22 protein-coding genes are annotated in these 21,455 nt (G+C 45.1%); 8 read left to right on the top strand and 14 right to left on the bottom strand.

Going from position 1 to position 21,455, the window contains the following annotated elements; translation table 11 throughout:
• Positions 1-258: 258 nt before the first annotated feature.
• The 3 genes from BIW15_RS06095 to BIW15_RS06085 all read right to left on the bottom strand — a co-directional run bounded on the left by BIW15_RS06095 (position 259) and on the right by BIW15_RS06085 (position 2,578).
• Positions 259-1,203: a LysR family transcriptional regulator gene (locus tag BIW15_RS06095; RefSeq protein ID WP_005460577.1), complete on the bottom strand. Its 945-nt coding sequence runs from the start codon at positions 1,201-1,203 to the stop codon at positions 259-261.
• A 74-nt stretch (positions 1,204-1,277) separates the two neighbouring features.
• Positions 1,278-2,249: a lytic transglycosylase domain-containing protein gene (locus BIW15_RS06090; protein ID WP_005479026.1), complete on the bottom strand. Its 972-nt coding sequence runs from the start codon at positions 2,247-2,249 to the stop codon at positions 1,278-1,280.
• A gap of 44 nt (positions 2,250-2,293) precedes the next feature.
• Positions 2,294-2,578 (bottom strand): YcgL domain-containing protein, encoded by a 285-nt coding sequence (locus BIW15_RS06085; protein WP_005460544.1) that lies wholly within the window; start codon positions 2,576-2,578, stop codon positions 2,294-2,296.
• Between the two features lie 197 nt (positions 2,579-2,775).
• On the opposite strand from BIW15_RS06085, the gene minC reads away from it, so the two are divergent.
• The 3 genes from minC to minE are packed head-to-tail and all read left to right on the top strand — an operon-like array spanning position 2,776 to position 4,534.
• Complete coding sequence (gene minC / locus BIW15_RS06080) at positions 2,776-3,438, top strand: septum site-determining protein MinC (protein WP_011105734.1); 663 nt, start codon at positions 2,776-2,778, stop codon at positions 3,436-3,438.
• Between the two features lie 17 nt (positions 3,439-3,455).
• Positions 3,456-4,268: a septum site-determining protein MinD gene (minD, locus tag BIW15_RS06075; protein WP_005458081.1), complete on the top strand. Its 813-nt coding sequence runs from the start codon at positions 3,456-3,458 to the stop codon at positions 4,266-4,268.
• Positions 4,269-4,270: 2 nt separating this feature from the next.
• A complete protein-coding gene (minE, locus tag BIW15_RS06070) occupies positions 4,271-4,534 on the top strand; it encodes a cell division topological specificity factor MinE (protein WP_005458079.1) in 264 nt (87 codons plus the stop codon).
• 87 nt (positions 4,535-4,621) lie between these two features.
• On the opposite strand, the gene rnd is transcribed toward minE, so the two are convergent.
• The 7 genes from rnd to BIW15_RS06035 form a co-directional block, all read right to left on the bottom strand.
• Positions 4,622-5,740, bottom strand: a complete 1,119-nt coding sequence (gene rnd, locus BIW15_RS06065) for a ribonuclease D (RefSeq protein ID WP_021447616.1) — start codon at positions 5,738-5,740, stop codon at positions 4,622-4,624.
• 79 nt (positions 5,741-5,819) lie between these two features.
• Entirely contained in the window at positions 5,820-7,511 is a 1,692-nt protein-coding gene (gene fadD / locus BIW15_RS06060) for a long-chain-fatty-acid--CoA ligase FadD (protein ID WP_005455511.1), read from the bottom strand.
• Between the two features lie 106 nt (positions 7,512-7,617).
• Positions 7,618-8,472, bottom strand: a complete 855-nt coding sequence (locus tag BIW15_RS06055; protein WP_062907865.1) for an alpha/beta fold hydrolase — start codon at positions 8,470-8,472, stop codon at positions 7,618-7,620.
• 5 nt (positions 8,473-8,477) lie between these two features.
• The gene (locus BIW15_RS06050; RefSeq protein ID WP_062907866.1) at positions 8,478-9,035 is read right to left on the bottom strand and encodes a Slp family lipoprotein; all 558 of its coding nucleotides are present in this window, start codon (positions 9,033-9,035) and stop codon (positions 8,478-8,480) included.
• A 39-nt stretch (positions 9,036-9,074) separates the two neighbouring features.
• Positions 9,075-9,380 carry a hypothetical protein gene (locus BIW15_RS06045; RefSeq protein WP_062907867.1) on the bottom strand — a complete coding sequence of 102 codons (306 nt, stop codon included), beginning with the start codon at positions 9,378-9,380 and terminating at the stop codon, positions 9,075-9,077.
• A 51-nt stretch (positions 9,381-9,431) separates the two neighbouring features.
• Positions 9,432-10,133 (bottom strand): tRNA (adenosine(37)-N6)-threonylcarbamoyltransferase complex dimerization subunit type 1 TsaB, encoded by a 702-nt coding sequence (gene tsaB, locus BIW15_RS06040; RefSeq protein WP_062907868.1) that lies wholly within the window; start codon positions 10,131-10,133, stop codon positions 9,432-9,434.
• A 29-nt stretch (positions 10,134-10,162) separates the two neighbouring features.
• Positions 10,163-12,103, bottom strand: coding sequence for an ATP-dependent DNA helicase (locus BIW15_RS06035; protein ID WP_005382210.1), 1,941 nt, complete (start codon positions 12,101-12,103; stop codon positions 10,163-10,165).
• A gap of 218 nt (positions 12,104-12,321) precedes the next feature.
• Between BIW15_RS06035 and purU the strand changes: the two genes are divergently transcribed.
• From purU to BIW15_RS06020, 3 genes are all read left to right on the top strand, one after another.
• Positions 12,322-13,155 (top strand): formyltetrahydrofolate deformylase, encoded by an 834-nt coding sequence (gene purU, locus BIW15_RS06030; protein WP_005382206.1) that lies wholly within the window; start codon positions 12,322-12,324, stop codon positions 13,153-13,155.
• A 206-nt stretch (positions 13,156-13,361) separates the two neighbouring features.
• Positions 13,362-14,981 carry a trypsin-like serine protease gene (locus tag BIW15_RS06025; RefSeq protein WP_005382202.1) on the top strand — a complete coding sequence of 540 codons (1,620 nt, stop codon included), beginning with the start codon at positions 13,362-13,364 and terminating at the stop codon, positions 14,979-14,981.
• 4 nt (positions 14,982-14,985) lie between these two features.
• Complete coding sequence (locus tag BIW15_RS06020) at positions 14,986-15,354, top strand: hypothetical protein (protein ID WP_025632307.1); 369 nt, start codon at positions 14,986-14,988, stop codon at positions 15,352-15,354.
• Positions 15,355-15,426: 72 nt separating this feature from the next.
• On the opposite strand, the gene BIW15_RS06015 is transcribed toward BIW15_RS06020, so the two are convergent.
• Entirely contained in the window at positions 15,427-16,023 is a 597-nt protein-coding gene (locus BIW15_RS06015; RefSeq protein ID WP_025625776.1) for a VOC family protein, read from the bottom strand.
• Positions 16,024-16,243: 220 nt separating this feature from the next.
• Between BIW15_RS06015 and argS the strand changes: the two genes are divergently transcribed.
• Both argS and BIW15_RS06005 read left to right on the top strand, forming a co-directional pair.
• Positions 16,244-17,977, top strand: coding sequence for an arginine--tRNA ligase (gene argS, locus BIW15_RS06010; protein ID WP_025554393.1), 1,734 nt, complete (start codon positions 16,244-16,246; stop codon positions 17,975-17,977).
• 125 nt (positions 17,978-18,102) lie between these two features.
• A complete protein-coding gene (locus tag BIW15_RS06005) occupies positions 18,103-18,531 on the top strand; it encodes an HIT domain-containing protein (protein WP_005455485.1) in 429 nt (142 codons plus the stop codon).
• A 117-nt stretch (positions 18,532-18,648) separates the two neighbouring features.
• On the opposite strand, the gene BIW15_RS06000 is transcribed toward BIW15_RS06005, so the two are convergent.
• The 3 genes from BIW15_RS06000 to BIW15_RS05990 are packed head-to-tail and all read right to left on the bottom strand — an operon-like array spanning position 18,649 to position 21,379.
• Positions 18,649-18,879 carry a FeoC-like transcriptional regulator gene (locus BIW15_RS06000; RefSeq protein WP_077280681.1) on the bottom strand — a complete coding sequence of 77 codons (231 nt, stop codon included), beginning with the start codon at positions 18,877-18,879 and terminating at the stop codon, positions 18,649-18,651.
• Entirely contained in the window at positions 18,876-21,152 is a 2,277-nt protein-coding gene (gene feoB / locus BIW15_RS05995) for a Fe(2+) transporter permease subunit FeoB (protein WP_005486014.1), read from the bottom strand. The genes BIW15_RS06000 and feoB overlap by 4 nt, the downstream gene beginning before the upstream one ends.
• Positions 21,152-21,379 carry a FeoA family protein gene (locus BIW15_RS05990; protein ID WP_005455496.1) on the bottom strand — a complete coding sequence of 76 codons (228 nt, stop codon included), beginning with the start codon at positions 21,377-21,379 and terminating at the stop codon, positions 21,152-21,154. The genes feoB and BIW15_RS05990 overlap by 1 nt, the downstream gene beginning before the upstream one ends.
• Positions 21,380-21,455: the final 76 nt, after the last annotated feature.

Genomic DNA, 21,455 nt, shown 5'->3' with positions numbered 1-21,455 from the left:
GCGGACTCAAAATGGCGCAAGTTGAGGATGTTAACAGTGTGAAAAGTTCAAGCGAGCAATAATTGACCACACAAATAACTAATTGAATTTATTATAGATAAACGTTTGCTTGTTTTTATTGTTTCCATATGGAAAAGATGTTTCTAGATTTGGAAAAATTTTGTGAGACAAATCACCTTATACAACCACTGAATAGTCGAAAAATGTTTTGCTTAGAGAAAATCGACTAGAAACACCTCTTGAACGTTATTAATGAATCTACTTGGGAATAGAGATGTAAGGTGCGAGGCGCTGATCCCAGTGACACGGGTTGCCAATTTTCTGTTTAATAAAGTTGATAACGGCTGATATTTTTTTCGGCATGTGCTGACGACTCGGGTACACCGCATAAAATGGCATCGACTGGCTCGCTTTCCAGTCTGGCAATAGTTGAATCAACTTACCCGTTCTGAACTCATCACCAAGCAAATACGTAGCGAGATACGCAATCCCCCATCCAGCAATCGCGGCGTCGCGGACAGCTTCTGCTAAATCGACAGAGTAGTTGCCGGAGACTTTGACGTTTAGCTCTTGTTGTCCCTTGGTAAATGCCCATCCTGTGTAATCACGCTCCCAACTGCGATAGATCAAGCAGTTGTGCAAAGACAAGTCGTTCGGCTCAGTCGGAGTATCATACTTAAGCAAATAATCTGGCGATGCTGCCACCACAAACTGGCAGTCTGTCAAACGCTGCGCAATGTAGCCCTCTGGTAGGTGCTCATTGTTTGTTACCCACAGATCGAGCCCTTCCGCCAGCATATCGACCTTGTAGTCAAACAAATGCACTTCCACTTGAAGCTGTGGATACAACTCACGCAGCTCTTGAATCGCAGGAATGATGTGCAGCGTTCCAAATGATTGAGATAACCCGAGGCGAACCAGCCCAGCCACTTCATCCCTTTGGCTTTCCATTTCTAACGTCGCACTACTCACCGCCTGCACCACTTGTTCACAATGATGATAAAACGTTTTTCCCGCTTCGGTAGGCGTAAAACTACGCGTGGTGCGTTGAACAAGCTTGATACCAAGAGATTCCTCTAACTGACTAAGCTGTTTGCTGACGTGAGATACTGACACTCCAAGGCTTTTCGCCGCCGCAGTAAAGTTTTTATGTTTGATCAATGCAGAAAAGATCACCATTTGCGCAGCACGTTCAGATAACACGCAGTACCTCGATAAGAATGTGGGAAAAACAAAGGGCTCCGAAGAGCCCTTATAAAACAGTATTTACTAACGAACTAGAATGAAATGCGATCAGCAAGATGGCTGACGGCAAGCGCGAAGTAGTAAGAGCGGTTCCACTTCATCAGTACGTTATAGTTATTGTAAACCAGATAAGTACGACCGTTTTCATCGTCAGGCATGATAAGCCATGCTTGGATATCTTCATTCAGTTTAGGTAATGGACTGCCATCGTACTTCGTGATGCCAAGTTTACTCCACTCCTGAAGATATTTGCCTTTTTCTGCCCCGCGTCCTTCTAGGCTACGATCAATCCCTTTCGGCACTTTCACTTGGCGCCCCCAAGTAAACTTATCGTCCCAGCCAGACTCGCTCAAGTAGTTAGCCGTAGATGCAAACACATCCGCTTCTGATTGCCAGATGTCTTTTTTTCCGTCTCCGTTACCATCGGCGGCAAAACGTAGGAAAGAGCTTGGCATAAATTGGCACTGTCCCATCGCACCAGCCCAAGAACCTTTAAAATTATCTAGCTCGATATGGCCTTGATCAAGGATTTGCAACGCCGCCATGGTCTCTTTGCGGAAAAATTCTTCACGACGACCTTCAAATGCCATCGTCGACAACGCATCAATTACGCGGAAGTTACCTGTAAACTTGCCAAAGTTACTTTCTACACCCCAGAGCGCAACAATAAAGCGAGGTTGCACGCCGTATTGATCGCCTATGCGCTTAAGCTCTGCATAGTGCTCTTTGTATAGTGCTTTGGCTTGCTTTACTTTCCACTCAGGGACTGCACGAGGAATGTATTCATCCAACGTCAGTTTTTTCTCTGGTTGGTTGCGGTCTGCTGTTACTGCTCTCGGCTTGTATTCAACATTTGCGAAAGCGGCACTGATTACCTGCTCTGAGATACCTTGGTTACGCGCTTCTGCACGCAATTTATCTAAGTATTCTTCAAAACCCTCGCTACTTGCAAAGGCTGAGGTACATACGCCAACGCTAAGCATTGTAGCCAGTATTTTTTTCATATTGCCCTCCTTGAGCAAGGCAGAAGTCTCAGAAAGAAGCCGAGTTACTGTTCGTTCTTTTGCTGAGCTTTTTGTTCTTTGTACTTTTCTAATAGGTTTTCCGGCGGTGGAGGAACCTGCAGAAAGAAGCCATCATTTTGTAATGAAGCCTTCACTTTTTCGATATCTACTTGTGCCAATTTACGACCATCAAGTTTAATCGTCATGACAGGAATAGGCTTACCGAACATCTGCATTAAGGTGTCAGGAACCTGTGAAAAATCATCCTTTTTCGGGATATAGAGATAAGTACCTTCTTTTTTCGAGCTTTTATAAATAGAACAAAGCATGACACGCCTTTTATGCTGATTTACCCGCTTTGAATGCGGATTGAGTTGAAAACGTAAAATTCTCGCAAACTTAATTGCAAATTTGAGATTAATTCGCCTATTTGCCTGCTAGAGAACTTGCTGCGTCAAAGGATGAAATATAACATGACAGACCTAGTTTAAGGCAACGCTCTTTCAACAGAGGCAAGAAGTCCACGATGACCCATTCACCAGACCTTAAAGGTAGCAGTTTTACTTTGTCAGTTTTACACCTTTCTGACAATGAGATCGCAAATACTGTCGAATTTTTGCAAGAAAAAGTTTCTCAAGCACCTTCTTTCTTCGCATCCGCGCCTTTGGTAATCAATATAGCAAAAGTACAAGGCGACATTGATTTCCCTGCGCTTAAACAAGGCATCGCAGATGCTGGGTTTATTCCAGTCGGTATAACGGGCAGTAAAGACAAACGTGTACAAAACCTTGCCTCAGAAGCTGGCTTCGCCATCATGTCTGCAAGTAAATCACCTAGCCAAGCTCCAGCGAAAATGGCGCCGACTAAAGTTGTGCGTACGCCAGTTCGTTCTGGTCAGCAAATTTACGCAAAAGACGGTGATTTAGTCGTACTGGCGCACGTAAGCGCTGGCGCAGAAGTGATTGCAGATGGCTCTATTCATATTCATGGCACCTTGCGCGGCCGTGCTATTGCAGGCGCAAGTGGTCAGCAGGAAGCGCGTATTATTTGCCACGATTTACAAGCTGAACTGGTCTCCATTGCGGGCGATTACTGGTTAAGCGATCAAATTGAGAGTGAGTACTGGCAAAAGAAAGTGATGATCAGTAAAGCCGAAGAATCATTACATTTAGAAGTACTCGCGATTTAGTCTAAAAAGGAAAAAAAATGGCACGCATTATTGTAGTAACGTCTGGTAAAGGTGGCGTTGGTAAAACCACTTCAAGCGCAGCCATCGCCTCTGGTCTTGCTCTGAAAGGGAATAAGACCGCGGTGATCGATTTCGATATCGGCTTGCGTAACCTCGACCTAATCATGGGTTGTGAGCGCCGTGTAGTTTATGACTTTGTGAATGTCATTAACGGCGAAGCGACATTAAACCAAGCGCTAATCAAAGATAAGCGCACAGACAATCTTTTCATTCTTCCAGCATCCCAAACTCGTGACAAAGATGCGCTAACGAAAGACGGCGTGCAACGAGTTTTCACTGAGCTAGATGAAATGGGCTTTGATTTCATCATCTGTGACTCACCAGCAGGTATCGAGCAAGGCGCGCTCATGGCGTTGTACTACGCAGATGAAGCGATTGTAACGACTAACCCTGAAGTATCTTCAGTACGCGATTCAGACCGCATTCTAGGTATCCTAGATTCTAAGTCTCTACGCGCTGAACAAGGGCTAGAGCCAGTGAAGCAACACCTTCTACTGACACGTTACAACCCTACGCGTGTAAACCAAGGTGAAATGTTGAGTGTGGAAGACGTGGAAGAAATCCTACACATCCCACTATTGGGTGTGATTCCTGAAAGCCAAGCGGTACTTAACGCATCAAACAAAGGTGTGCCGGTCACATTCGACGAAAACACCGATGCGGGCATGGCGTACTCTGACACCGTTGATCGCTTACTAGGCAATCAAGTTGAATTTCGTTTCCTTACTGAGGAGAAGAAAGGACTCTTTAAACGACTGTTCGGAGGCTAGACATGTCATTATTAGAATTTTTCCGCCCGCAGAAAAAAACGTCTGCAAGTCTGGCGAAAGAGCGCTTACAAATCATCGTGGCTGAACGCCGCAGCCAAAATGACCCTGCGCCTTCGTACTTACCTCAGCTTAAAGAAGACATTCTGAAGGTGATCAGTAAATACGTAGACATTGACCCGAACATGGTTGATTTAACCTTTGAGCACAAGGATGACGACATTTCTGTACTTGAGCTCAACGTGAAACTGCCTGACGACGAGAAGTAAGGCTTTATTCTCAACGCAATACGCAGCGCACAACAATGTACGTGTCGAAAAAAGGTTGACCATTTGGTCAACCTTTTTAGTTTGCGCTTATTTCAACGCCTTATTCATTTTTTCGCCCAATAACTCTAGACGCCAACCTTGCATAACATCAGGCAAGCGCGCAGGGTCACGATCCTTCTTCCACACCCAACTGATGAGCTGGTTAATCTGCTTTTTCGATGCTAAAAACTCGGTCGCTAACCCTGATTTTTGCGCAGCACTTTTCACGACATCTTTCATGTTTTTGAAAACCTGCTTATAGCCAGGGTAATCCATCAGGCGATCAATTTTAGCTGGGTATTCTTCTGGTGGCGTTTGCTTAGCCTTTTTCACGATGGCCGCAATTTTAGTACCGTGACGATTGACCGCGCGGCTATCCATCCCTTCCGCTTCCATCTTTTTAAAGCTTGTTAAACCTAAACGAGCAACCGTTAGCAAATCACCCTCTTTGAAGATGAAGTTTAGTGCTAAGTCGCGCTTGATTGCTTCACGATAACGCCAAGTCGCTAGCGGCTTTAACACAGCTAACTCTGACGGTTTAAGTTGCCACGCTCCTTTAATATCAAGGTACGCATTTTCTTCGTTGGTTTCGCGAATGCGTTTGGAAACCAACAAGTCGCTCTCTTGCTGCACCGCTTCCCACCAACCAGCTTCAGTGACTTTATCGAGCAATTTTTCGTAAAGTGGCAACAAGTAGTGAACGTCTGCCGCAGCATAATCAAGTTGCTTTTGCGTAAGAGGACGAGCCATCCAGTCGGTGCGAGATTCACTCTTGTCCAACGCAACACCTAAATATTCTTCCACCAGCGTTGCGAAACCTGTTGACAGCCCGTGGCCAAGAAACGCCGCCATTAACTGTGTATCGACCATTGGAAATGGCGTACAACCAAATGCATTTTGGAATACTTCTAAATCTTCGCCACAGGCGTGAAGCACTTTAAGTACCGATGCATCTTTCAATAGTTCGATGAAAGATGTCATGTCCGTTAATTCTGTCGGATCGATAAGGGACAAGTGCTTGCCGTCGAAAAGCTGAATCAAACCTAGTTGCGGATAAAAAGTCCTGATACGTACGAACTCGGTATCCAGCATTACGACATCTGCGTCTCTTGCTTGAGCACAAACTTGTTCTAGGTCTTTGTTTTTAGTAATAATCTGATAATTCACATGCTTCTCGCTATAAAAAATGCCAGCAAAACGCTGGCATTCTATCATTTTTTAATTCTGGCGACTCAACGAAATCGGCTTACGCGCTTTTCTTTGCCAGTTCTGCGTCGTTCTCTTCACGAAGTACACGACGTAAGATCTTACCTACGTTGGTCTTCGGTAAGTCTTCACGGAACTCAACCAGTTTTGGAACCTTGTAGCCCGTTAGATGCTGACGACAGTGTGCAATCACTTCTTCTTTGGTTAAGCTCGGGTCACGTTTTACAACGTAGATCTTCACCAACTCACCAGACACTTCATGCGGTTGACCAATAGCAGCCACTTCAAGAACTTTGCCGTGCAGAGCGACAACGTCTTCGATTTCATTCGGGTAAACGTTGAAGCCAGAAACCAATATCATGTCTTTCTTACGGTCAACAATGTGCAGGAAGCCTTCATCATCAAACTTAACGATGTCACCCGTTGATAGCCAACCGTCTTCGTTAATGGTGTCTTTAGTTGCTTCCGGACGTTGCCAGTAACCTTGCATGACTTGAGGGCCGCGAACTTGTAGCTCACCTGTACCAGTATTTGGCAGTACATTGCCTTCTTCATCAACCATACGAACTTCTGTCGAAGGAACTGGCAGACCGATAGAACCGTTGTACTCAACCAAGTCATGCGGGTAAGCCGCAACTAACGGTGAACACTCAGTAAGTCCATAGCCTTCAAGCAGGTAGCAGCCTGTGGTCTTCAGCCATTTCTCAGCAACAGCACGTTGAACTGCCATACCGCCACCAACAGCCAAGCGAAGGTTACTGAAGTCCAACTCATGGAAATCTTCATTGTTCACTAGCGCATTGAATAAGGTATTCACACCTGTGATCGCTGTGAATTGGTATTTTTGCAGCTCTTTTACAAAGCCAGGAATATCACGCGGGTTGGTAATCAGTAAGTTACGACCGCCCATTTCGATAAACAGCAAACAGTTCACTGTCAGTGCGAAAACGTGGTAAAGCGGCAATGCGGTGACCACTAATTCACGACCTGGAGAAAGTACTGGACCGTAAGCCCCTTTCGCCTGAAGCACGTTCGCAATCATATTGCGATGCGTTAGGATTGCACCTTTTGCGACACCCGTAGTACCACCAGTGTATTGCAGAAATGCAATATCATCACCAGACATAAACGGCTTCACGTATTGCAGACGACGACCTTTGCGCAGTGCTTTGCGCATTGAAATTGCGCCCGGTAGATCGTACTTAGGAACCATGCCTTTTACGTATTTCACCACGAAATCGACAATCGTACCTTTCGCACGTGGCAGCATTTGGCCAAGGCTAGTTAGCACCACGTGTTTCACAGGTGTGTTATCTACGATTTGCTCTAGTGTATTGGCAAAGTTAGACACAATCACAATCGTCGTGGCACCAGAGTCGTTCAATTGGTGTTCAAGTTCACGAGGAGTGTAGAGAGGGTTTACGTTTACAGCGATACAGCCTGCACGCAAAATACCAAATAACGCTACTGGGTATTGAAGTAGGTTTGGCATCATCAGAGCAACACGGTCACCCTTTTGCAATTTCAGTTCGTTTTGCAGGTAAGCGGCAAATGCGCGGCTACGCTCTTCCAACTTGCGGAAGGTCATTACCGAGCCCATGTTCATGAATGCTGGCTGGTCTGCATACTTTTGTACAGACTGTTCGAACATTTCTACCAAAGACTCATATTGCTCTGGATTGATGGTTTCAGGTACGTCACTTGGATAACGTGAAAGCCATGGTTTATCCACGATGTTACTCCTCGTTTATAACTGGCTAAAAAATAGCGTCCTTTTTATTTTGAGGGCTATTACAGCACAGCGAACGTGCTTGAGCACGCAACTCTCAAACACTTGTTTAAATTTTGTTAACTACACCAAGAATTCGCTTTGCGACTTCGAGTATTTGCTCTAAATGGCAGTGATGACCACCTGCGACAGAAACCACTTGCGGTGGATTCTCTCCCCAATCAACTTGGTTAGATGGTAAATGCTGAAATCCTTGATCGCCTAATACGATCAGATGAGGACAACGTATTTGACTGGTGATCGAATTCGCATGCTCGCGAGCCATGCGGTAAAGTGAATCACACTTTAACTTGGCATCATGTCGCCAGTACCATTTGTTGTCGCGATACTCAGTCCCTCGCTCCACAATGGGCAAAAGCTGATCAGCACTCAATGGGTTGGCTTGCATGCGCAATTTTAACGCCAGATCGAAAGATGCCAACGCACGCTCTGGTTTGTTTTGCTGTCGGATTCGACTTAACACACCATTGCGAAGACGCTGTAAACTATTTGAAGGAGATTCCGTTAAAGGGCCCGTACCTTCAATCTGCACTAATGCTTCGACCTGTTCAGGAAACGCTGCACTATAGCAACTTGCGATTAAAGCACCAAGAGAATGCCCCACTAACATGAGTCTGTTTGGCGATAATTCGTCCAATAACCGATACATATCGGCAATGTAATCATGAAAAGGGTAATAATTGTCGCGGGATTTGTGACTGGATAAGCCGTGGCCAAAATGGTCGACAGCTAACAAATGCAGCTTCGGGTTCAATTGATGAATTTGCTCCATCAACGCTTTGAAGCTTCCGGCATTATCTAGCCACCCATGAAGAAAAACGACTGACAAGTCAGCCGTTTTTTCATTACCTATTTCAAGGGCAGCCATTTCTCCCGTTGGGAGAGTAAATCGGCGCTCATGCATCTGGTTTATTTCACCTGTTTGATTACTTTACCATCTTGTGGAAAATCATTACGCAGCATGCGGCAGTTGATGGAATAACATGGATAGAAATACGTAGGAGAGTCATACATTCTCACTCGTTCTTCAATCTTCCATAGGCGATACCCCTGCCCTTTTACTAATGGGAATACGTACTCATGCTCTCCGATTTTGCCTTCTTCTTCACCGGCCCCTTTGCCCACAATGGTCACCAAACGGCCTTGGCTAAATGCAACGGGTTCTAAGTAGCCATCAAAATACACGGCGAAACGACCCGTAGGCTCTTGGTCAATATCAGGTTTGCCCGATTTATTGATAGGTAGATTGACGATCTCTAGGCGTGTTTTGTCTTTGAAGTTGTCCACTTTCGCAATGATACCACCAAGGCGAACATCATTCGTGACCTCTCCTTGAGACTCAGCAAAGGCCTTATAGTCGGTAACGACTTGCTCTGTACTAGCGTTCAACTCTTCAGGAAAAGAGCTGCATGCAGACAAGCCAAAAGCGGCAACCAAAACCAAAAACAACCGTCCAAAAACCTTCATAAACCACCCTTTAATCTACTAATACCAATTCGAGGAAATTCATACATAGATATCGACACCCAGTAGCTGAGCCAGTTCCTCTTTTTTTGCTCGATTCATGACATCCATGTACTGCTCCATGGCTTTGCGAGCATTACCTTCCGGCAAATCATATTGTACTTGAGCACGATGAATTTGGGACTCATCAACTTGTTTTATGGAATGCGCGACTGCGTTTGCCACCTTTGAAGGTTGACCAACGGACTGCTTATTTTGAGCTTTCTTTACCTGCCTTTTTTTACCCACTTTATTGGTACGGTTGGTACCGGGTATCAGTGAAGGAGGTAAACCATTAATCGACGCCATAACGCTCCATAAAAAGACAGGGCTACCGCCCCGTCTTTATTTGTTTCCTAATTATTCGCGGCCTGGAAGCTTCTTCCAAGTCACGTTATCACGCAGGTAAACTGGGCTAGATTCTTCAACAGGAACCGTATTGCCTTTTTCTAGTTCTTGCTTAGCTAAAATCACAATGTCTTGTGAGTCAGGGTACAGAACGTCACCATGCGTCAAATTAAACGGTAGGTCTGCTAATACTTCTTGGTAAGCATCCCAACCAGTACCTGCTGTCGTCCACGTTTTGTCGTCTGCTTGTGCTTCTTCAACGAGACGTGCTGGTGGAATTACGCACTCTGCATCCATCTCTGCCCACTCACCGTTTGCTTGGCGAGTGTAACGTGCCCAGTAAACTTCACCCATACGTGCATCAATGGCCACAGCGACATCGGTCACACCATGTAAGCGATAGCTACCTTGAGCCATTGCAGCCAGCGTTGAAACGCCGATCATAGGTAAGTCAGCACCGAACGCCAAACCTTGTGCGATACCAATACCGATACGAACGCCAGTAAAGCTACCTGGACCACGTCCAAACGCTAACGCATCCAGCTCTTGTAGAGTCAGGCCAGCTTCTTTGAGTACTTCATCAACCATTGGCAGTACTTTTTTGGTGTGATCGCGTGGTGCAACCGCGCTACGTGAAATCACTTGATCATTAGCCAACAACGCAACTGAACAGTTTTCAGTCGCTGTATCGATAGCAAGAATTTTTGCGCTCATTTAACTCTCTACAACTTTCATTTATTGGGTTATGCCTCAGCACTTGCGTCTGTGACAGATTGTTCTGCTTTCAGGAATGCTTTGATTCCATCTAAGTCTCGCGTCCTTGGGATAGGTGGTAGGCTTCCGAGGAAAATACCACCATAGTCTCGCGTGACGAGGCGATTATCACAAATGATCAACGCACCGTGATCCTTCTGATCTCGAATTAATCGCCCTACTCCCTGCTTTAACGTAATCACTGCATCCGGGATTTGTACTTCGGCAAATGGTTCACCGCCACGTAATCGACAATCCTCGATACGGGCTTTGAGTAACGGATCGTCAGGGGCGGTAAACGGTAATTTGTCGATAATAACACAGCTCAGCGCATCACCTCTAACATCAATCCCTTCCCAGAAAGCGCCCGTCGCCACGAGTAAAGCGTTACCCAGTTCCATAAACTCCGCCAAGGTTTTCTGCTTACTCATCTCCCCTTGCATTAACACAGGCAGCTCAAGTACTTCTCGGAACTTCTCACCTAGTTCACGCATCATGCTGTGCGAGGTACATAAAAAGAAGCAGCGACCATCATTTTCTTCAATCACCGGAGCAAGCATTCGGACTAACTTATCCGCCAAGCCGTTACTGTTTGGCTCTGGCAAATACCTTGGCACACAAAGGCGCGCTTGTTTTTGATAATCAAAGGGGGACGGCAGAGAAAATTGCTTTGTAGGCTTGAGGCCAAGGCGCTCAGTAAAGTGCTTGAAGTCGCCCGATACAGCTAGGGTTGCTGACGTGAAAATCCACGCACCTTGTTTAATCTCTATTTGCTCATGGAACTTGTCCGCGACAGAAAGAGGCGTAATGTGCAGAGCGAAATGACGAGGCGAGGTATCGTACCAGTATGAGTAACCGGTAATATCGACATCACATACCCGGTCGATACGGCCTTTGATCAAATTGGCTCGTTCAAAGGCGGTATCCAGTAATTGACTGCGCCCTAAGGCTATTTTGAGTACATCAATCGCCAATTCGAGGCTGTCAGTTAAGCGCAATAATTCTCGCTTAATAGAACCTGATTGCAACGCCTCACGCCAGTTGCCACGAAAGCCTGGCTCACCCAATACAATCCGCATGTCCATTGCGCTTTGCATGAGTTTGTCGCCCACTTTTTGCAATTGACGCATATCTTTGGCTTCGGTGCGATAGGCTATTTCAATGTCTTTGGCAAGATCGTGAATTTGGCGGCTTGAAACTGACTGGCCGAAATATTCGCTCGCAATATCTGGCAACTGATGAGCTTCATCAAAAATAAACACATCGGCTTCTGGAATCAGTTCACCAAATCCTGTTTCTTTAATCGCTAAATCAGCAAGAAACAAGTGATGGTTCACCACAACAATGTCGGAATCCATGGCTCGCTTACGCGCTTTCAATACAAAGCAATCAGTGTAGCTCGGACATTCTTTACCTAAACAGTTATCATTGGTTGAGGTGATGGTCGGAATGATCATGCTGTCTTCTGGCAGATCATCACAATCCCCAAGGTCACCTGTTTTGGTTTCTGATGACCAAGCACGCACTTTAACCAGTTGAGTTAATAACGTCGGGTCAGATTCATTAGTGTGGCTTTCGACCATTTGGCGGCTCAAACGATCCAAACACAGATAATTAGAACGCCCTTTTAATAACGCCACTTGACCATAAAAACCAAGCGCATTGACCATGAGCGGTAAGTCCCGATGGTACAACTGCTCTTGCAAGTTTTTCGAGCCAGTACTGATGATGACTTTCTTGCCACTCAACAACGCTGGAACAAGATAAGCAAATGTTTTACCGGTTCCGGTTCCTGCCTCCACCACCAACTGGGTTTGATCTTTGATCGCACTGCTGACGGCTTCCGCCATATCGATTTGTGGCTGACGAGCTTGAAAGCCAGGAATGGCCTTACCTAACGCGCCATCAGAGGAAAAAGTTTTTGCGATCATGCTTGGTATTGAGTTTGAAAAATTATCGAGAGTATATCAGAGGAATAGGAGTGACATCAGCCCACAATCTGACCAGCTTGCGGCGACACGCGGATATTTTGTTGAAACCAACGTAAGAATAGATTATTTATGGTGAAACATGGCAGTACAGTTACACCCGCCAGGGAATAATAACAAATTCGTACGCTAAAATATTAATGCATGGAAGTACCTGATTTATGGAAAAGAAAACACTGTTGACCCACTGTTCTGACGCCCCGGGTCTCATCTCGAAAATTACTAATATCTGTTACAAGCACCAACTCAACATCGTTCACAATAACGAATTTGTTGATAATACCAGTGGCCACTTTTTCATGAGAACGGAGTTGGAGGGGTACTTCAACGATCAAACGTTTCTTGCCGACTTGGACCAAGCTCTCCCGCAAGGTGCTAAGCGTAAATTGGTTGGCTCTCGCCGTAAGCGCATCGTCATTCTCGTCACAAAAGAAGCGCATTGTTTAGGCGATATTCTGATGAAAACCTACGATGGAAGCCTAGATGTTGAGATCGCCGCTGTGGTGGGGAATTACGACAAACTGCAAACTCTCACTGAACGCTTCGACATTCCTTACCACCATGTGACCCATGAAAACCTTAGCCGTGAAGAACACGAGCAGAAGATGCTAGAAGTGATCGATCAATACGATGCTGACTTTTTGGTGCTAGCTAAATACATGCGCGTATTAACGCCGACGTTTGTTGAGAAATATCACCACAAAATCATTAATATTCATCACAGCTTCTTACCTGCTTTTATTGGCGCGAAGCCATATCAACAAGCTTACGATCGCGGTGTGAAAATCATCGGTGCAACAGCACACTTCGTGACTAATGATTTAGATGAAGGGCCGATCATCAAGCAAGACGTAATTCCTGTCGACCATACATTCAATGCCCAAGATATGGCGCAAGCGGGACGCGATGTAGAGAAGAACGTATTGAGTAAGGCTTTGAATAAAGTGATCAATGACCACGTCTTTGTTTATGGGAATAAGACAGTGATCCTGTAATCCCTCCGTACTAGTTACAACGATAGTGAAACCCGTCCAACTTGGCGGGTTTCATCTTTTCAGAAGATCCCCCCTCCAATTCTAACCATCAAAGTTAAACCGATACGTTATAATTTTTCATTTCTCCACAACTATTTACTGAGAGAATGATTCCGTTTATCATTTGCCCTCCTTATAATAAACCACGTTAATATTACGGAATTAAAATGAAAAAAACGTTAGTGGCTTTTCTGATTGGGCTGACTTTACCAGCAACCACAATCGCAGATACTCTTGAGCCTGTTCAGAATGATGTATCCACTCGCATTATCGGCGGCGAACCTGCCAACACTTCCGACTGGAAATTTATTGCTTCACTGGTACGTAAAGGACAACCTACATCTATTGGTCACTTTTGTGGTGGCAGTTTCCTAGGTGGAAAATACGTATTAACTGCTGCGCACTGTGTGGAAGGTCTTAATGCGGACGATCTGGATATCGTTCTTGGTCTTTATGACAAAAACAGAGAGTCTCAAGCACAGCGCATCGCCATTAAAAATATCTATTCACATGATGAATATAACAACATAACAACGAACAATGACATCGCTCTTATTGAATTAGAACGCAATATCGATAGCGCAACTATTGACCTGGCAACGCCAGAACTTTTAGATAGCGTACGCGTAGGAGACAAGTTGCACGTGGCTGGATGGGGAAATACGTCCACGACAGACCGAATATACCCAACCGTTTTACAACAAGTAGATTTGGAATACGTAGATCGAGCTACCTGCCAAAACCTACCAGGAAACTACTCTAATGTATCAGATGACGGTATTTGCGCCGGATACTATTGGGGAGGTAAAGATAGCTGCCAAGGAGATAGCGGCGGTCCACTCATCGTTGATGATAACGGTATCAACAAATTGCTAGGCGTGGTCAGCTGGGGGGATGGATGTGCTCAACCAAACGCTTATGGTGTTTACGCCAACGTCGCTCATTTTCAACACAATGGATGGATAGATAGCCATCGCAATACTATCAGCTTCACTAAGTACCGAGATCTTCGTTTCGTTGAGCGAAAAGCGCAGCAAGAGACCTTTACTATTCGTAATGACGATACTATCCCATTCAACATCTACCAAAGCACAATATCATACGGAAGTACCATCGAGAAAAGCACTTGTACTGGTACCTTAAAGCCTTCGCAAAGCTGTCAAATTACCGTCGGCTACCAACCTAGCTATTCGGGATCAGAAACAACGATAGAGCTCTTTACCGATCATCCGAAACTGTCCAGACTCACAACAACTTTCGAGTATTCAGGTGTAGATAAAGCAAGCAGATCAGTGCGTAATGCCATTCCGCTAGCAGACGCAAATGTTTATACCGGTCAAAACGCTTGGACGGCTGAAAATGGTGAACTGCAATCAGCGGATATGGGAGCTTATCCTGGTGTATCTGAGCTGGTTTTGACCGATCTTCCGAAGGGCAAACTTACCATGGATCTCAAAGTAATGTCCGATGGTTTTGATTACTTGTTCATCTTAGTTAATGGTGAAATTTACGATAGCACCAACCAACTCCTCGATTATAAAGAGATCCAGATCGATCTTTACAAAGCATCTAATACGATAACGTTTGAATACGTCCAACACCCGTTTTCAAGTGGCATTTACAGCGCGCAAGCATTTGTTCGCAACATAAATATGTCAGTCAGCACAGATAATACGGGCGATGCTGGTAACGACGTTAATAAAAAGTCTAGTTCAGGCGGCAGTTTATCTATTGGCCTACTGGTGTTAATGGCTGCAGGTTCATTCGTACGACGCAAAAAAAGGTAACGAGATGAAACATAGACTCAAGATATTCCTACTTGGTTTGAGCACTATCAGTTTAACTGCATGTTCAGCAAACGCAGGACTGCAAACAAACCAGACGTCTGAGCACCAAGCAATGATGGTAGAGACTTATAGGACAAGTGAGAGTCAAATTTCATTTATCACAGAGTCTAACGGCTGCAGTAAGAACGATGATTTTAGCCTAAAAATAGAGCAAAGCTCACAGACAGAAGCTCTTATTACTATCGTTAGAGACAAGGCGGATCATTGTAAACGAATGCCGTTTGCCAAAACTTTTACACTGCCTTTAGATGAAGAGTTGAAAGGCAAAAAACTTTCCATTACCAACCCAAAAAGCAAGTCACTGGCTAAATAGTGATTCGCTTACGAAAGGGAGCCTCGGCTCCCTTTTTGCCTATCGCAACTCAGCAATTCTCACCCTAGCGTTTTACGCCTGCTCAGACTCCACAATACGCTTAAGTGAATGCGGGTGCAGCTTGATACAAATACCTTGGTACTTAAACGCCACGGTTGGGTTGTTCAAGCGTTCACCTTCCCCTTTCGGACTCGATAGTTTGATCTTCACACCCAATTCTTCTAACTCATCAAAACGCGCGCCAAACGCTGGATAAGTGTGTTTCAAGTCCGCCAAAAACTCGTCTGCGGTTTCCGCATGAGATGGAATCACAAACTCCACGTGCTCCCAACTTTCGGTTGGATAGGTTTTCCCTTCGGCTGGGTATGGCAATTCCAGACACTCAATCTTCCAGCCGCGGCTTTCGAGTGCTGTGTCGAATTCGATGACGATAATTGGACGACCGTTGATTTTCGCTTGTGAAATCACCTTGCCGTATTGATTCCATGCCTCATGCGCAGCTTTTGCCGTTTCAGGGTCATTAATACGCAATGCAATATGGTCAGCTTGAGCAAAGCTCAGATCCAGTTTTAACAGGGTTGCAAGCTCTTCAATCTTGCCCATGAAGACATCTAAGTCTTGGAGCATTAGTTCAGGCGTAAGGCGTTTTTCAACAAGTTGAATAGTCATTGTGGCTCTCTTTTGGGGCGATTTATCTCTTTACTCTGAGCGCAATAGTAAACGCAAACAAAGTGACATTTCCATTCAATCGAAAAAGTAAAAATTTCCCCAAATCCTCTCTGTATGAAAAGCAATAAAGTTGTTATCATTAGCCCCATTTTTGTGAACTCCAACAGAACTCGGCGCCTATTTTGCCGAGTTCTTCGTCCTTGAATTGAAGGAAACGCGTGTGAATATCCAAGCACTTATTAATGACAAAGTATCTCAGGCTCTAGAAGCCGCTGGCGCACCTGCAGGAAGCCCTGCTGCTGTTCGTCAATCAGCAAAGCCACAATTTGGTGACTACCAAGCAAACGGCGTAATGGGCGTTGCTAAAAAACTGGGTACTAACCCTCGAGAATTTGCACAGAAAGTACTGGATGTTCTAGACCTAGATGGTATTGCGAGCAAAACAGAAATCGCTGGCCCTGGTTTCATCAACATTTTCCTAAGCGAAGAGTTCCTTGCGAAACAAGCTGACGCAGCACTAGCTGACTCACGTCTTGGCGTTGCAGCAGACGAAGCTCAAACTATCGTTGCTGACTACTCAGCACCAAACGTTGCAAAAGAAATGCACGTTGGTCACCTACGTTCAACCATCATCGGTGATGCGGTAGTACGTACGCTTGAGTTTCTAGGTCACAAAGTGATCCGCGCGAACCACATCGGCGACTGGGGTACTCAGTTCGGTATGCTTATCGCAAACCTTGAGCGTGTACAACAAGAGTCTGGCGAAGTTTCTATGGAACTGGCGGACCTTGAAGGCTTCTACCGTGAATCTAAAAAGCTGTACGACGAAGATGAAGAATTTGCGGTGAAAGCACGTAACTACGTAGTGAAACTGCAAAGCGGCGATGAATTCTGCGCAGAAATGTGGAAGAAGCTGGTTGACGTAACCATGATCCAAAACCAACGCAACTACGATCGTCTAAACGTATCTCTAACTCGTGATGACGTAATGGGCGAAAGCATGTACAACGACATGCTACCTAAGATCGTAGCGGACCTAAAAGCACAAGGTCTTGCGGTTGAAGATGATGGCGCGCAAGTTGTATTTCTAGAAGAATTCAAAAACAAAGACGGCGAAGCGATGGGCGTTATCGTTCAGAAACGCGACGGCGGCTTCCTATACACAACAACGGATATCGCATGTGCGAAATACCGTTACGAAGAGCTAGGCGCAGACCGCGTACTTTACTTCATCGACTCTCGCCAGCACCAGCACCTAATGCAAGCTTGGACTATCGTTCGTAAAGCAGGCTACGTACCTGAGTCTGTATCTCTTGAGCACCACGCTTTCGGCATGATGCTTGGTAAAGACGGTAAACCATTCAAGACTCGTGCGGGCGGTACGGTTCGTTTGGCGGACCTTCTTGATGAAGCCGAAGTTCGTGCTGCACAGTTGATCGAATCTAAGAACCCAGAGCTAGATGCTGAAGAGAAAGAGAAGATCTCTAAAACAGTGGCGATGGCAGCGGTTAAATATTCTGACCTATCTAAACACCGCACTACTGACTACGTGTTCGATTGGGACAATATGCTAGCATTTGAAGGTAACACAGCGCCGTACATGCAATACGCATACACTCGCGTTGCCTCTATCTTTGCTAAAGCTGGTGTAGCGATGGATGAACTTCAAGGTGATATCCAAATCACTGACGAAAAAGAAAAAGCGCTTATCGCTAAACTTCTACAATTTGAAGAAGCCGTTCAATCTGTTGCTCGTGAAGGCCAACCGCACATCATGTGTAGCTACCTATTTGAACTAGCGGGTCAATTCTCAAGCTTCTACGAAGCATGCCCAATTCTAGTAGCAGAAGATGAAGCCGTTAAGCAAAGCCGTCTAAAATTGGCAGCCCTAACAGCGAAAACCATCAAGCAAGGTTTATCGCTACTAGGTATCGAAACGCTAGAGCGCATGTAAGCCGCTTTTAAGTTGATAACTTAAGTAGCACAAGCTGAATGATTGCAAAGGTTGACGTGAAAGCGTCAACCTTTTGTTTTATCTGACGTATACTAATTCAAATTGAAATGAATCGGATATCCACAATGAGTTTTGAACTGCACCCTCAATTGGCAAAAGACACCACAGTAATCGGCCACTTCCCTCTTTGCGTTGCACTTCTACATAAAGATAATGCAGTGCCGTGGGTCATCTTAGTTCCTAAACGTGCCAACTTAAAAGAATTGCACCACTTACCGATGAAAGAGCAGCAACAGTTTTTACTTGAATCACAAGCGGTAAGCCAAGCGCTCGAAGCGACTTTCCGTCCTGACAAGTTGAATCTTGGCGCACTCGGTAACATGGTGCCGCAGCTACACATTCATCATATCGCACGCTTTAAGGACGACGTTGCATGGCCAGGGCCGATTTGGGGAAACACAAGCGGCGAGTTTCGTAGCGAAGAAGAACAAGATGAGATTCTCAAACGTATTGGAAATGTATTGTCGCTAAGCTCGATCTTCCATAAAGCTTAATTAATATTCAGCCGCTATGAGATTTGCTTGCCATCGACAAGGCTATTGATTAGAAAAGAAAAAGCCGCATCAGAAATGACACGGCTTTATTATTTGTAAACTTTGGTTGATAAACCACTACATAGTAACAGTGAGTGACAACCCATCTTGTTTTGTCACGGCATAACGCACACGCATCACATCTCGAGCTTTATTGGTATCAACCAAACGGCTAATTTTCCCCCTCTTGATCCACACGCTTAACATTGCATCCGCACCATCTTCACTCATTCCAAACTGCTTAGCCAGCTCAGACTGTGAGACCGTCCCTTTGTCTGCAATATATTGATAAAGCTCATTTAAAATCATGCGACTTGCGCCTCTAACGCACCATGTTGTTTTTTACCAATACGTTTGAATACGTGATAAGTTCCGATGAAGATTGCAACAATAATTGCCATCCAGACACCGCTGGTAATTGGGCTTTCAGAGAAATGCGTCAACTGATTGTAGAACGTTGCACATAGGTAAGCTAAACCCATCGTCCAAACCGCAATAAAACGTGCGAAGTTATGGCCAAATTCACGTACATACGCCCCCATCGCAGCAACACATGGTGTGTACAACAAGATGAAGATCAAGTAAGCAAACGCTGCATGACCAGAAACAAACTGAGACTTAATGTTGCCGAAGATAGACGCATCCACTTCTTGTTCTTCTGCGACCGCATTTGAATCTGTTAGGTCACCCACTTCAATGCCTAATGGATCAGAGTAACTCAAGCCCGCAAGGTTCTCAGGAATACTCATTACCGCATCTTTTAGGCTACCCATCAGATCGAACTCTGCTTCTTCACCGTCACTTGGCGACGTGTACAAACTGTTTAGCGTACCAACGACCGCCTCTTTGGCGAAAATACCGGTAATAATACCAACCGTTGCTGGCCAGTTATCTTCTTGAATGCCAATTGGCGCAAACACTGGCGTTACCACTTGTGCCGCTTTAGAAAGTACAGAGTTTTCACTGTCTTCATTACCAAAGCTGCCATCTGTACCCAACGAGTTTAGGAAACTCAGGATAGCAACAACCACAACGATGGTTTTACCTGCACCCAGTACGAAGCGCTTAAGCTTTTGCCAAGTTTTGATCACGACGTTTTGCAATGTTGGCAATTCGTAGTCTGGCATTTCCATAACTAAGCTATCGCTGCTGCCAGGGTAAAGAGTGTGCTTTAAGAAAAGACCGGTGAAGATCGCAGCCACAATACCTAATAAATAAAGTGCAAAGACAATGTTTTGACCAGAACCAGGAAAGAACGCCGCAGCAAACAGTGCATATACAGGCAAACGAGCACCACATGACATAAATGGCGCCATCGATGCCGCTAACTTACGCTCACGTTCTTGGTCTAGAGTGCGTGTTGCCATGATTGACGGCACGTTACAACCAAAACCAAGAACCAACGGCACAAACGCTTTACCCGGCAAGCCGATTTTCTGCATCACTTTATCGAGTACAAACGCAGCGCGAGCCATATAACCCGAACTCTCAAGCACAGCTAGGAACAAATACAAACACGCAATGACAGGAATAAAGGTCGCTACCGTTTGGATACCGCCACCAATACCATCGGCAATAACCGTCACAAGCCAAACTGGCAAATGACCATCCAATAGGTGATGACCGCCATCAACCAAAAGTGCGCCAACGCCGATATCAAAGAAATCGATAAATGCACTACCAATGTTAATCGAGAACATAAACATTAGGTACATCACAACAAAGAAGAATGGAATCCCCACCCACTTGTTCAAAATAAACTGATCAAGTTTTTCGGTAACACTGCGGCTGAGTTTGCCTTCACTGCGGCGAACTTTTTTGCATTGTTCGTGCAGATGAGTGTATTTGGTATCCGCAACGTGTAAATCAATATCCAAATCTAAAGTCGCAATCGCTTCCAGTACTTTGCTTCTATCAAGATCGGAAAGGCTATTGAGAACCATCGTGTCTTTTTCTAGAGCACGGATCGCTAATGCACGATGAGAAACGGTTTGATCGTTAAATAGAGAAGAAATATGCTCGATCGCTGCTTCCATCTTATCGCCGTAATTCAAAGAGCGGTCTTTTAGCGCAACACCCTGAACTATGGCTTTGTGGAGCTTTTCTTTAAACTCAGCAACTTGTGCTTTATTAGTGGCAGACAAACTGATCACTGGGCAACCTAGCGTCTTTTCTAACTCAGCAATGTTGATCATCTGACGTTCACGCTTTAACGCATCCATTTTGTTGAGAACAACAACCATCGGACGACCAAGCTCACGAAGTTGCAGCGTCATATATAGACTGCGCTCTAAGCTGGTGGCATCAATCACGTTGATGATCAAATCAGCTGGGTGCGTCAACACCGCACGAGAAGCGATGGATTCATCGATACTGTTACTATCGTTACCGCTATCCAGAGAATAAATGCCCGGCAAGTCCGTCAGTAAAAACTCATCACCCGCGTGCTTAAATTGACCCGTTTTTTTCTCAACAGTCACGCCAGCCCAGTTACCGACTTGCTGTTTGGCACCAGTCAAACCATTAAAAAGAGTAGTTTTACCGCTGTTTGGGTTACCTACAGTAAGAACTTGATACTGCATTACACTCGCTCCACTTCAATTTTTTGAGCAATGGTTTCTCTTAATGCAACAGATACACCGCGTACCTCAACTTGTAGCGGGTCTCCCATCGGCGCGCGTCTGATCACCTTAACTTCTGTGTTCGGAAGTAGCCCCATTACCATAAGCTTTTTTCTAATATCTGATGAAAGACCATCTAACAAACGAATTGTCACCGTATCGCCAGGTTTAATTTCTGATAATTTCATAGTGGCCCTTAAGAGTATTGCTAATGATAAATATTATTATTTAAGAGTATTTAGGCTGCGATAATACTCCTCTATA

The sequence above is a fragment of the Vibrio sp. SALL6 genome (assembly GCF_002002385.1).
In the GTDB taxonomy this organism is placed as follows: domain Bacteria; phylum Pseudomonadota; class Gammaproteobacteria; order Enterobacterales; family Vibrionaceae; genus Vibrio; species Vibrio parahaemolyticus.
This window is presented reverse-complemented; position numbering and strand designations above follow the sequence as displayed.